This window comes from Pseudoxanthomonas winnipegensis, from assembly GCF_030322905.1.
In the GTDB taxonomy this organism is placed as follows: Bacteria; Pseudomonadota; Gammaproteobacteria; order Xanthomonadales; family Xanthomonadaceae; genus Pseudoxanthomonas_A; species Pseudoxanthomonas_A winnipegensis.
The window spans coordinates 2,149,795-2,162,751 of sequence record NZ_CP095475.1 but is presented as its reverse complement, the minus strand read 5'-3'; the positions used below and the strand labels follow the sequence as shown (position 1 = coordinate 2,162,751).

Here is a 12,957-nt window from a genome sequence, read left to right as displayed (position 1 = left end):
CTGAGGCCTTTGCTAGCTCAGAGCCAGGCTATCAGCTACTCCCGATGCGCTTTCGACGTCTCCCTTGGAACGCCGAGCGTGTGTTCGTCTCATCCTTGGCCGGTGACTGGCTCTTAATGGACCACGAAACGTTCAAGCGCCTGGTGCGACACGAATTGCCAGCTGACGATCCGGTGCTGCGAGATCTTCAAGCCAGGCATCTGGTTGTAACTGATCCGCTAAGAAGCACGCTCGCTCCGTTACTCAGCCAATACAGGACACGTAAGTCTTATCTCTTGAAGGGGCCGGCGCTTCATATTTTCGTGGTTTCGCTCCAGTGTCACCACACCTGCAGCTACTGCCAGGTCTCCCGCCAGCAGACTGGTGCGACAGCGTTCGACATGGCCGACCAGACGAGCCGGCACGCTATCGATCGTTTGTTCGATTGGCCAGGTCAGGACCTGACCATCGAATTTCAGGGAGGCGAGCCCCTGCTCCACTTCGCTCGGGTTCGATCCATCACCGAACAGATCGTGGCGCGAAATCTTATCGAACGGCGCAGCCTGAGTTTTGTATTGGCGTCGACCCTGCACGATTTGAGCAACGAGCAATTGGCGTTCTTCAAGGAACATCGTTTCAAGCTCTCAACCTCACTGGACGGACCGGAATGGCTTCACAATGCAAATCGGCCGCGCCCAGAACGGGATAGCTACCGGCGCACGCTAGACGGCATAGAACGGGGGCGGGCTGCCCTTGGGGACGATGCGGTTTCCGCATTGACCACTTTGACCAGGAAAAGCCTAGAGGCGCCTGAAGCGATCATCGATGAGTATCACAAGCTTGGCTTCCACTCGATCTCACTGCGTCCCTTGAGTCCTTATGGATTCGCGCTCAAGACACGTGGTCGCACCGGCTACACCATGGACGATTTCCTGAGCTTCTACGGCAAGGCACTTGAGCACCTGTTGGCCATTAACCGCGGCGGATACAGGATGGAAGAGACTTACGCGAGTCTGCTGCTTTCCCAATTGCTTAGCCCCTTCTCACATGGGTACGTGGATCTGCGTTCTCCGACCGGAGCAGGGTTTGGTGCGATGATCTATGACTACAACGGCCAAGTGTACCCATCAGACGAAGCGCGCATGCTCGCGGCCATGGGAGAAGGACGCTTTTCGTTGGGGCGTGTGGAACAGCCTATAGAGACTTGGCTTGCTTCGCCTGCGATGAGAGCACTAGCCGAGGCAGGAGTTGCTGAGGCACTGCCCACCTGCAGCGATTGCGCATACGTGCCGCTGTGCGGAGCAGATCCCGTCGATCATTTTGCCCGTCAAGGCGATACCGTGGGCCATCGTCCCACCAGCGAATTTTGCCGACGCCAGATGGGCCTGTTGGATCTGCTGCTGGAACGCTACGAGCAAGCTGACCAACAGGACCGCGCCATTCTTGAGAACTGGGTATTCCATTCCGGCATTGCCCAGAATGAGGCATTCGATGCTGCCGCTTGAGACCAAAGCAAGTATCACTGGGCCTGTCAGCGATCGTCTACTCAAAGTCGGGGGCTTGGAAGAGATCGCACAAAGCAGATATCCGTATGAGCGAATGGCATTGGACGCCCGAGGCTTTCCAGACAGCATGCTCTCCCCTGCTCTCCTGGAACTGCCTTGGGCCGCCTTACTGGTTGATCGGGAAAGCGGCTCTTTGGGGGCTAACACTATTGTGCGACTGGAAGGCGATTCGCACATCGTCAGTGCCGGGGACGTGATCGAACTGGATGCGCTGCGCCAGCGCGCGGCTGTGCGCTATCGGCGTGGCGACAAAGGCAATGTTCTGTTTACAACTGAGCGCTGCAACAGTTTTTGTCTGATGTGCTCGCAGCCACCTCGTCAGGTTCAGGACGACTGGCGCCTTGAACAGCTTCTTAGGCTGATTGAGCTGATCGATGAGTCTGAGCCATCCCTAGCCATCAGCGGCGGCGAACCGACGTTACTAGGCGCTGGCCTGCATCATCTCGTTGCCAAGTGCGCTGACACGCTGCCAAAAACGCATCTTCATGTGCTTTCCAACGGCCGTCTGCTCAGCGACACGGAGTTGACCAACCGCTTCCGCGGTGCGCACCCGAACATGAGCTGGGGCGTGCCGCTTTACGGTGATCATTTCGACCTGCACGACTATGTTGTCCAAAGCCACGGCGCCTTTGCCCAAACCATTCGTGGGCTATATGCGCTGGACGCCGCACAGCAGAGGATCGAAATTCGTGTGGTGCTCGTGAGGCCATCGCTTGAACGCCTGGAACAGATAGCGCGCTTCATCATCCGCAACCTTCCGTTCATCGAACACGTGGCCTTGATGGGAATCGAACCCACTGGCTTTGCTAAGGCTCACTACGAAGCGTTGTGGGCTGACCCGGCGGATTACACAGACCAGCTCACGCGCGCGACACAGGCGCTTGCGTGCGCGGGATTACACGTCTCTCTTTACAACGTGCCGCTATGCGCCGTGCCACCGGCGCTTTGGCCTCATGCCAAGAAGAGCATATCGGGTTGGAAAAATGACTACCTGGACGAGTGTGGAAGCTGCTCGGCCAAATCCCAATGCGGCGGATTCTTCTCCTGGGTCACACCGAAGTGGACCAGCCGCGCAGTGCGTCCCATCAAGGAGGAAGTCGCATGTCCAGTCTTTTGATCGCTGCTGGCTCTGTTCTCGGCACTCTAGGGACAGAGCCTCCCAATCCAGCATCAGGCTTGTCTGACTTGGTCTCCCACGACAGCAAGTATTCAACTGTGCTCAGCTCTGGCTTGAACGATGGCCGGGTCAATTTGTACGCCAGCCATCGCTCGCATAGTTCTCACAGCTCTCACAGTTCCCACAGCTCCCACTCATCAGGTTCCGGCAGCTCGTATCGCTCTTACACCCCCGCGCCCACATATACACCTGCACCCACCTATACGCCCGCGCCCAGCTACTCGCCTTCCACTAATAGCTACGCACCCTCTCCCACTGCAACTCCCGGCGCACGGATCCCCCAACCCAGCAGATTGACCTCGCCAAGTTCAGCCAAGACGACGGGAAGTAATCTGGACTCACCTTCGTCTTCATCGATTCTGGTGCCCACCACACCAGCGCCTAAAAAGGATGCGGCTGATTTGCAGATGTTGATTATGAGAGTACAGGCCGCGCTTTATGCCAAGCGCTACGATCCGGGCGCAATAGATGGCGTTATGAGTCCGCAAACCCAGGCTGCGCTACGCAGTTTTCAGAAGGACCATGGGCTTGCGAGTACTGGCACGATGACGACACAGACACTTACTTACTTGGGCGTGCGTTTGTGAAGGCTGACCTCGCCCAAACGGCGCCAGGTATATCCGTTCTAATCAAGTAGCCGTCTACGCTTTCAGGCTACGGCCTTTCACCCTGCAAGAGCGACCACTCAACCGCCTCCCCCGCCCGCATCGGCACCACCACCGAATCGGCCAGCGGATAGGTCTCGGGCACCGTCCAGGCCTTGCGCTCCAGCACGATCCGCTCCTGATTGCGCGGCAGTCGGTAGAAATCCGGGCCGTGGAAGCTGGCGAAGGCTTCGAGCTGGTCCAACTTGCCGGCCTGGTCGAAGGCTTCGGCGTACAGCTCGATGGCGGCGTGGGCGGTGTAGAGGCCGGCGCAGCCGCAGGCGGTTTCCTTGGCGCCGCGTGGGTGCGGGGCGCTGTCGGTGCCGAGGAAGAAATGCGGGCTGCCGCTGGTGGCGGCCTGCAGCAGGGCCTGGCGGTGGGTCTCGCGCTTGAGGATGGGGGCGCAGTAGTTGTGCGGGCGGATGCCGCCTTCGAACAAGGCGTTGCGGTTGAGCAGCAGGTGGTGGGCGGTGATGGTGGCGCCGACATTGGCCGGGGCGCCGGTGACGAAGTCCACCGCGTCCTTGGTGGTGATGTGCTCGAGCACCATGCGCAGGCCGGGGAAGCGGGCCTGCAGCGGCAGCAGGTGGCGCTCGATGAACACGCGCTCGCGGTCGAAGATGTCCACGGCCGGGTCGGTCACCTCGCCGTGCAGCAGCAGCGGCAGCTCGTGCTTCTCCATCGCCTCCAGCACCGCGTTCACGCGGGCCAGGTCGCGCACGCCGGACTGCGAGTTGGTGGTCGCGCCGGCCGGGTAGTACTTGACCGCGAACACGTGCTCGCTGGCCTTGGCCCGGGCGATCTCCTCCGGCGCGGTGTCCTCGGTCAGGTAGAGGGTCATCAGCGGCTGGAAGCCGGACCCGGCCGGCAGGCGGGCCAGGATGCGCTCGCGATAGCTCTCGGCCTGGGCCACGGTGGCCACCGGCGGCTTGAGGTTGGGCATGACGATGGCGCGCGCGAAGCGCTGCGCGGTATGTCCCACCACCGAGGCCAGGGCCTGCCCGTCGCGCAGGTGCAGGTGCCAGTCGTCGGGGCGGGTCAGTTCAAGGCGCGTGGCGGTCATGGCGCGTTCGTCTTCAAGGTCGGATTGCGGGGCGCGGCATGGTAGCGCACGCCCTCGGCACTGCCCTGCCCCGGCCCTGCCCTCGCGGCCGCCCAAAACGCGACGCCCGCGGGGGGCGCGGGCGTCGTGTTGCAGCGATGGCGGCGTCCGCCTGGGCAGCTCAGCCCGGATAGGCCGGGAACTTGTCCTTCGGGTGGCGCGCCTTCCACTCGTTGTAGGCGGCGGTGCCTTCCCAGGCGGCGAAGGCCTTGGGCGTGCGGCCGCGGCCGGTCCAGGTCTCGCCGGTGTGCGGCAGCCAGTACTTGGGCGCCACGGTGGTGCCGCGGGTGCTGGAGCCGGCGGACTTCCTGGCGCGCGGCTCGCTGGCGCCGGTCAGCGCGGCGATCTCGGCCTTCTGCTTGGCGTTGAAGTGGCTGCCGTAGGTCTGCAGCAGCTTGATCACGTTGGAAAACGCGTCCGTGGCCTCCTGCTGGCGCAGCTCGACTTCCTGCGCTTCGAGCTTGCGCAGTTCTTCGGCCAGCTTGGCCTTGGCTTGGGCGATGGCGTCCAGGTTCAGCGTGTTCTTTTCGGTCATGGGTTCGTGTCGAAAGGGATCAAAGGCAGGGCTTGCCGGCTGCGCATTATGCCTGTCCGCGCGTGCAAGCCTTGGGCTGTCGCGCCGCCGCATGCGACACTGGGTCACATGTTCGAGCCATTCAAAGCGGGCGGCGCGCTGGCGCCGTTGTGGTCGCGGGAGCGCTGGATGCGGCGCGTGGCCTTGTGGGGCGGTGCCGTCGCGGTGGCGGTGGTGGCCCTGATCTTCGCCCGGGCGGCCGATGCGGCCTTCGGGCTGTTCTCGCGGGTCATCCACCACTCGGTGTGGTGGGCGCTGCTGCTGACGCCGACGGTGTTCGCCGCGCTGGCCTGGCTCACCAACGGGGCGCTCAAGCCGACCCGCGGCTCGGGCATCCCGCAGGTGATCGCCGCGCTGCAGCTGCCCGATCGCGAGTTCCGCAGGCGCAACCTGTCGCTGGGGGTGTCGGCCGGCAAGCTGGCGCTGACCGTGCTGGCGCTGTTCGGCGGGGCCTCGGTCGGCCGCGAGGGGCCGACGGTGCACGTGGGCGCCAGCCTGATGTATGTGATCGGGCGTGCGCTGGGCTTCAAGGATCCGCGCGATGCCACGCACTTCCTGCTGGCCGGCGGCGCGGCCGGCATCGCGGCGGCGTTCAACACGCCGCTGGCCGGCGTGGTGTTCGCGATCGAGGAACTGTCGGGCCGCTTCGAGCACACCTTCTCCGGCACGCTGCTGACGGCGGTGATCGTCGGCGGCGTGGTCTCGCTGGGGCTGCTGGGCGCCTACACCTATTTCGGCACCGTGCAGGCCGCCCTGCCGCTGGGGCTCGGCTGGCTGGCGGTGCTGCTGTGCGGTGCGGTCGCCGGGCTGCTGGGCGGGGTCTTCAGCCGCATGATCCTGGCGGCGATGGACGGCCGGCCGCGCTGGCTGGGCCGGATGCGCGCGGCCAATCCGGTGCTGTTCGCCGGCGGCTGCGGCCTGGTGCTGGCGCTGCTGGGCATCGTCTTCGGCGCCGGCGCGTTCGGCACCGGCTACGAGCAGGCGCGCAGCCTGGTGCAGGACCATGCGGTGGTCGGGCATGAGTTCGGGCTGATGAAGTTCGCCGCCAACCTGGTGTCCTACGTGGCGGGCATCCCCGGCGGCCTGTTCTCGCCGGCGCTGGCGGTGGGCGCGGGGATTGGCCACAACCTGGCGCTGCTGCTGCCGGGCGTGGACCCGTCCTCGATGGTGCTGCTGGGCATGTGCGCCTACCTGACCGGCGTGACCCAGGCGCCGCTGACCTCGTCGATCATCTGCCTGGAGCTGACCGACAACAGCGACATGATGCTGCCGATCCTGGCCACCGCCCTGCTCGCCCGCGGCGCCTCGGCGCTGGTGTGCCGCAAGCCGGTCTACAAGGCGCTGGCCGATCGCCTGCTGGCGCTGATGCCCGAGCCGGCGCCGCCGGCGAAGGACGGGCACGACGACGACGATGCGGACGGGCCGCGGCCGGCGCATACCTGAGCGATCGTCGTTCCGCGGACTTCGCGCGGCTGTCTGCGCCCGCGCTGAGGCCTCAAGAGATGCCTTCCGGCGCGTTGCGCAACGCGTCTTTTCTGCGGGAGACCTATGGGTGGCCTGTCAGGCGAACCGCGACGAGATGTCGCTGCATTGCAGCAGTACCGCGGGCCACCTATCATTGTTGAGAACAATTCGCGTTCTCAAGAATCTCCTCGATGCTTCTGCCCCGCTCCGCTTCCCTGTGCGCGTGCCTGTTGAGCTGCGCGCCGTTCGCCCTGCATGCCCAGCCCGGTGACGAGACCACCGCGGCCGACGCCGCGCCCCAAGCCAGGGAACTGGATACCGTGCGCGTCACCGGCACGGCGACGAGCGGCTTCCGTAGCCGCGGGCCTGCTCAGGTCGGCAAGTCCGGATTGGCGCCCGGCGCGTCGCCGCAATCGGTCAGCGTGGTCACGCGCGACCTGCTCGATGCGCAGCAGGCGCAGAGCCTGGCCGACGCCTTGCACAACGTCCCCGGCGTGGTCAGCAACACCTTCGGCCGGCGCGGCTGGGACGACCTGATCATCCGCGGTCAGGTCGCCTCCGATTCGCTGTTCGTCGATGGCTTGCGCACCGCCGCGTCCAGTCGCGTGGCCGAGCAGCTGTTCGGCTACGAACAGGTCGAGGTGCTCAAGGGCCCGGCCTCGCTGATGTACGGGCTGGTGCTGCCGGGCGGACTGGTGAACATGGTCAGCAAGCGTCCGCAGGCCGAGCGTTTCGACCATATCGACACCACGATCGGCAGCCACGGCTTGGTCCAGGGCACGTTCGATCTCAACACGCCGCTGTCGGCCGACGGCAGGGCCGCGCTGCGCCTCAACGGCCTGGCCATGAACAGCGACGACGCCACCGACCATGTCTGGTTCCGGGCACGCCACATCGCGCCGGCGCTGTCGCTGGATCTGGGCCCGGACACCGATCTGACCCTGCTGGCCAGCTATCAGACCCGCGAGTATCTGCGCCAGCAGGGCCTGCCGCTGGTGGGGTCGATCCTGCCCAGCCGCAATGGGCCGATCCCGCGCGACACCTTCACCGGCGAGCCGGGACAGGACCCCTACCGCGCGCGCCAGTCGCGCATCGGCTACGCCTTCAGCCACCGCTTCGGCAACGGCTGGACGCTCAACCAGAACCTGCGCGTGCAGGACTTCGAGGTCACCGGCCAGTTGGTCAGCAATACGGCGATGAACGCCGACCAGCGCACCCTGCGCCGCGGCGCGCAGGACCAGGCCTACGATGGCCATACCCTGTCGGTGGATACGCATGCGTGGAAGCAGGTCACCACCGGCGCCTTGCGCCACGACCTGACCTTCGGCGTGGATTACCTGGATACGCGCGAGGACGTGCTGTCCTATACCTGCACCGTCGCCGCGCTGAACGTGTACGCGCCGGTCTACGGCAGCCCGATCCGCTGCCCTGCCACGCCCCGCACCAACACCCGCGTCCTGGTCGAGATGCTGGGCCTGTATGCGCGCGATCAGCTGCAACTGGGCGAGCGCTGGCTGGTCAGTGCGGGCCTGCGCCGGGATTTCACCACCACCCGGACCACCAACCGCGCCAATGGCCGCGTCGAACGCGATCCGGCCGACGCCACCACCGGTGCGCTGGCGGTGATGTACGACCTCACGCCCGCCGTGCGGCCCTACCTGAGCTACGCCACCTCGTTCTATCCCAACACCGGCACCGACGTGGACGGACGCGGGTTCGAGCCAGAGGAAGGCCGGCAGTGGGAAGCGGGTCTGAAGATCGACCTGGCGCAGGGCCGCGCGACGCTGACCACCGCGCTGTTCGACCTGCGTCGGCAGCACGTGCTGCAGGGCGATCCGCTCAACGACGGTTTCAGCATCGCCATCGGCGAACAGCGCACGCGCGGCGCCGAACTCGGCATCGCCGCGGATCTGGGCCATGGCCTGAGCCTCAACGCCGGCTACGCCTACACCGACGCGGTGATCACCGACGACGGCGGCCAGGCGGTGTCGACGGTCGGCAACCGCCTCAACAACGTGCCCCGCCATAGCGCCACGGCGTTCGCGCGCTACCAGCTGCCCGGCGCGTGGTCGCGCTGGTCGGTCAACGGCGGCATGCGCGGGGAAAGCGACCGATCCGCCTACACCTACGTGTTGCCCGGCTACGTGGTCGCCGATGCGGGCGTGGCCTATGACGCGCCGCACTGGCACGCCGCCTTCAGCCTGAAGAACATCTTCGACACCCATTACTACAGCGGCGGCCTGGCCGCGGCGGTGGCGATGGGCGACGACCGCACCGCGATGTTCAATCTCGGCCTGCGCTTCTAACTCCCCTTTCGGCGATCGGCGCGCAGGAATCCCCACGTGCTCAAGAAGCTCCTGTTCCAGACCCATTGGTTCCTGGGCATCACCGCCGGCACGGTGCTGGCCCTGATGGGGCTCACCGGCGCCAGCCTGTCCTTCCAGGACGAGCTGTTGCGCGCCATGAATCCGCCGCTGGCCCAGGTCGCGCGCCACCACGCGGACGGCGAACAGGCGCTGCCCCTGACCACGCTGGTCGAGCGCCTGTCGCAGGGCCAGCACAAGCCGATCCTGCGCCTGCGCGTGGACCCCACCGGCAGGCATCCGTCCGAGGCGCGCTTCGATGGGCGCGGCGGCAAATCGCTGTACTTCGATCCCTACACCGGGCAGGTGATCGACGCGCCGCGCGGCGCGCGCTTCTTCGACTTCGCCGAGGACCTGCATCGGCGGCTGGCGGCCGGCGAGACCGGCAAGGCGATCACCGGCGCCTGCGTGCTCATGCTGCTGTTCTTCTGCCTGTCCGGCCTGTACCTGCGCTGGCCCCGGCAGTGGCGCAGTCCGCGCACCTGGCTGGCCGTGGAGTGGAAACGCAGCGGCCGCAGCTTCCTGTGGAGCCTGCATTCGGTGATCGGCACCTGGGTGCTGGTGGTGTACTTGCTGATCGCGTTGACCGGGCTGTGGTGGTCCTACGACTGGTACCGCGATGGGGTCAGCAGGCTGCTGGGCGGTGCCGAACGCGAGGACGCGCGCGGCGCGGCCGGCTTCGGGCGGCTCGACTTGGCGCGGGTGCAGGCCAGCCTCGACGCGGCGGTGCCCGCCCTGCGCGCGGGGGGCTACCTCGACCTGCGGTTCGCGCCCAAGGCCGATCGCCCGCTTACCGCACGGGTCAGGCTGGAAGGCGCCGCGCACGACCGCGCCTACGACACCTATCTGCTCGACCCGGCCACCGGTGGGGTGCTGGAGCGCAGCCCCTACGCCGCGCTGCCGGCGGGCCGCAAGGTGCTGACCAGCGTGTTCGCGCTGCACTCGGGCAGCTTCTTCGGCTTGCCGGGGCGGATCATCGTGATGGTCTCGGCCCTGTGCATGAGCCTGTTCTTCGTCACCGGCTGGATGCTGTACCTGGATCGGCGCCGAAGGAAACGCGCCGCGCGCGCATCGCGCCTGCCCTTGCTGCAGGCCGATGGCGAGCCGTGGCTGGTGTCCTTCGCCAGCCAGAGCGGCTTCGCCGAACAGCTCGCCTGGCGCGCCGCCGGCCAGCTGCAGGCGGCCGGCCTGCCGGTGCAGGTCGAACCGATCGCGCGTCTGGATGCCGCACGCCTGGCCCGGACCCGGCGGGCGCTGTTCGTGATCAGCACCTTCGGCGACGGCGAAGCGCCGGACACCGCGCGCCCGTTCGAGCGGCGCATGCTCGACCGGGTCCACGCCCTGCCCGAGCTGGGCTATGCCGTGCTGGCGTTGGGCGATCGCCAGTACGCGCGCTTCTGCGGCTTCTCGCGCCGGGTCGAACACTGGCTGCATGCGCAGGGCGCGCGGGCGCTGTTCCCCAGCGTCGAGGTGGACCGCAACGACAGCCAGGCGCTGGAACACTGGCAGCGACAGCTGGCCGAGCTCACCGGCGTGGCCGCCGATGCGCCCGTGGTGGAAGACGTGCCGTTCCAGGCCTGGCGCCTGCTGGGCCGCACGCGGCTCAATCCCTGCAGCGCCGCGGCGGCGATGTGGCACGTGCGCCTGCAGCCCCCGGCCGACGCGTCCTGGCAGGCCGGCGACATCCTGGAGATCGCGCCGCGGCACGGCACCGACCACGTCGCGGCCGTGCTGGCGCATGTCGGCCTGGACGCCGCCACGTCGGTGACGGTCGATGGCCGGACGCAGGCGCTGGCGAGCGCCGCCGCCGCGCTCGACCTGCCGCAGCTGGACCTGCCGATGGCCCCGGTGCACGACGCGCAGGCGTGGATCGACGGCCTGCCGCCGCTGCCGCATCGCGAGTACTCGCTGGCGTCGATCCCTTCCGACGGCGCCGCCGAGCTGGTCGTGCGCCTGGCCACGCGGCCGGATGGCCGCCATGGGTCGGGCTCGGGCTGGCTATGCGTGCACGCGCCGGAAGGCGCCGCGGTGCAGGCGCGCGTGCGCCGCAACCCCGGCTTCCACCGCGTCGACGGGCCCATGCTGCTGATCGGCAACGGCACTGGCATCGCCGGCCTGCGCAGCCTGCTGCACGAGGCCGCGGCGGCCGGCTCGCACGGCCACTGGCTGGTGTTCGGCGAACGCACCCGCGCCCACGACCATGTCTTCGAACAGGCGCTGGACGCATGGCAGCGCGGCGGCCATCTGGCGCGCGTGGACCTGGCGTTCTCGCGCGATCAGGCCGAACGTCGCTACGTGCAGCACCTGCTGGCCGCGCAGGCCGAGGAAGTGCGGGCCTGGGTCGCGCGTGGGGCCACGCTGTATGTGTGCGGCGCGCTGCACGGCATGGCCGCCGGCGTGGACGAGGCGCTGCGCGGCATCCTGGGCGAGGACGGCCTGGACCAGCTGCTGGCCGCCGGCCGCTATCGCCGCGACGTGTACTGAGTCCGACACCGCCTGTTCCCGACCGCCGAATCCGGGATACCGCCTGCCGGCGATGGTGCTGGCCTCGCGACCCGCAGCGGCAGCAAGTCGCTGCAAGTGGTCCCGTGGGGCGGCTCCGTTTCGCAAGTGCAGGTGCCCTGTGCATCCGACTGCAGGCCCGCGCTGACGTAATCGTCATTCCGACACCCGGATCAGCCCGTGCATTCCGGCGCGCGACCTCGGGGGCCTTCCTGCACCCGGGCGGCGTTCCCTAGCGCGCCGCGCCTTGCCGCCGAAGCGTGCGTCCGCCAGGCAACGACTCGAGACCAGGACAGACCGAAATGCGCATCGCCTTGCCGGCAGGTCATGGCGAAGGCCGGGCCTTCTAGTAGGATGGCCCAAGCGCATCGGGCAGGGAGCCCGCGCGCCTCTCCCACCTCGCCCTGCCGCGCATGACCTCCCCGATCCTTGTGACCGTTCCGTCCCCTCGTCCGTTCGATTGGGCCGCACCGCTGTTCGCCATCGTGCTGGCCCTGTCCGCCTGCAGCGCCCCACCGGCGCCCGCGTCGAAGTCCGCCCCCGTGGTCTCGGTGCTGACGCTGCAGCCCGAGACGCTGGCGCTGGAGACCGAACTGGCTGGCCGCACGATGGCCTCGGAAGAATCCGAGGTGCGCCCGCAGGTGGAGGGTGTGCTGCTCAAGCGGCTGTTCACCGAAGGCGAGACGGTCAAGGCCGGGCAGCCGCTGTTCCAGATCGAACCCACGCTCTACCAGGCCGCCAGCAACGAGGCCCGCGCCAACCTGGCCACGGCCGAGGCGGCGCTGGCCAGCGCCAGGCTGCAGGCGCAGCGCTACCAGGTGCTGGGCAAGAGCCAGCTGATCGCCCAGCAGGAGGTGGACGATGCGGATGCCGCCTACAAGCAGGCCGCGGCCAACGCCGAAGCCAGCCGCGCGGCGCTGGACACCGCGCGCACCCGGCTGCGCTTCGCCACGGTCACCGCGCCCATCACCGGGCGCGTGGGCCGCGCCCTGTTCACCCCCGGCGCGCTGGTGACCTCCGGCCAGGCCGATCCGCTGGCGCGCATCCAGAAGCTGGACCCGATGAACGTGGACATCAACCAGTCCAGCACCGACTACCTGGCGCTGCGCCGCGCGGTCGCCGCCGGCGGCGTACAGCCGGCGGCCACGCCGGTGCGGCTGAAGCTGGCCGACGGCAGCGACTACGCCGTGCCGGGCACGCTGGAGTTCGCCGACATCGACGTGGACCAGGCCACCGGCAGCATCACCTTGCGCGCGCGCTTCCCCAACCCGGACGGCACGCTGCTGCCGGGCATGTATGTGCGGGCGCTGGTCGGCCAGGGCGTGCGCCAGCAGGCGCTGCTGGTGCCGCAGGCGGCGGTGGATCGCACCCCGCGCGGCGAGGCCCAGGCCTGGGTGGTCGGCGCGGACGGCGTGGTGCACCAGCGTCAGTTCACCATCGTGCGCGCGGTCGGCAACCGCTGGCTGGTGGCCGAGGGCCTCAAGCCTGGGGAGCGCATCGTCACCGGCGGTCGCCAGAATCTGCGCGATGGCCTCAAGGTGAGCGTCAAGCAGGCCGCCGCCAGCGCCGGACAGGGCTGAGCGCCCG

The 12,957-nt window shown here is 67.7% G+C and carries 9 protein-coding genes; 7 read left to right on the top strand and 2 right to left on the bottom strand.

Translation table 11 applies throughout. From position 1 onward, the window contains the following. Positions 1-44 precede the first annotated feature (44 nt). Genes hxsB through hxsA form a run of 3 tightly spaced genes read left to right on the top strand, consistent with a single transcriptional unit; the run spans position 45 to position 3,308 of the window. A complete protein-coding gene (gene hxsB / locus MWN52_RS09575; protein ID WP_286577610.1) occupies positions 45-1,484 on the top strand; it encodes a His-Xaa-Ser system radical SAM maturase HxsB in 1,440 nt (479 codons plus the stop codon). After that, positions 1,471-2,661: a His-Xaa-Ser system radical SAM maturase HxsC gene (gene hxsC / locus MWN52_RS09570; protein ID WP_286577609.1), complete on the top strand. Its 1,191-nt coding sequence runs from the start codon at positions 1,471-1,473 to the stop codon at positions 2,659-2,661. The genes hxsB and hxsC overlap by 14 nt, the downstream gene beginning before the upstream one ends. Beyond that, entirely contained in the window at positions 2,571-3,308 is a 738-nt protein-coding gene (hxsA, locus tag MWN52_RS19620; protein WP_425608100.1) for a His-Xaa-Ser repeat protein HxsA, read from the top strand. Before hxsC ends, hxsA begins: the two co-directional genes overlap by 91 nt. Before the next feature lie 67 nt (positions 3,309-3,375). Here hxsA and pyrC read toward each other — a convergent pair whose 3' ends face one another. Further along, positions 3,376-4,428, bottom strand: a complete 1,053-nt coding sequence (pyrC, locus tag MWN52_RS09565; RefSeq protein WP_286577608.1) for a dihydroorotase — start codon at positions 4,426-4,428, stop codon at positions 3,376-3,378. Positions 4,429-4,588: 160 nt separating this feature from the next. Continuing rightward, positions 4,589-5,002 carry an H-NS histone family protein gene (locus MWN52_RS09560; protein WP_130522525.1) on the bottom strand — a complete coding sequence of 138 codons (414 nt, stop codon included), beginning with the start codon at positions 5,000-5,002 and terminating at the stop codon, positions 4,589-4,591. A gap of 108 nt (positions 5,003-5,110) precedes the next feature. Here MWN52_RS09560 and MWN52_RS09555 point away from each other — a divergent pair, with 108 nt between their 5' ends. The 4 genes from MWN52_RS09555 (at position 5,111) to MWN52_RS09540 (ending at position 12,950) form a co-directional block, all read left to right on the top strand. After that, the gene (locus MWN52_RS09555; protein WP_286577607.1) at positions 5,111-6,484 is read left to right on the top strand and encodes a chloride channel protein; all 1,374 of its coding nucleotides are present in this window, start codon (positions 5,111-5,113) and stop codon (positions 6,482-6,484) included. Between the two features lie 212 nt (positions 6,485-6,696). Next, positions 6,697-8,811, top strand: coding sequence for a TonB-dependent siderophore receptor (locus tag MWN52_RS09550; protein ID WP_286577606.1), 2,115 nt, complete (start codon positions 6,697-6,699; stop codon positions 8,809-8,811). Positions 8,812-8,847: 36 nt separating this feature from the next. Then, on the top strand, positions 8,848-11,352 hold the full coding sequence (locus MWN52_RS09545; RefSeq protein ID WP_286577605.1) for a sulfite reductase flavoprotein subunit alpha: 2,505 nt from the start codon (positions 8,848-8,850) through the stop codon (positions 11,350-11,352). Between the two features lie 431 nt (positions 11,353-11,783). Next, positions 11,784-12,950, top strand: a complete 1,167-nt coding sequence (locus MWN52_RS09540; protein WP_286577604.1) for an efflux RND transporter periplasmic adaptor subunit — start codon at positions 11,784-11,786, stop codon at positions 12,948-12,950. The last annotated feature ends 7 nt before the right edge of the window (positions 12,951-12,957 follow it).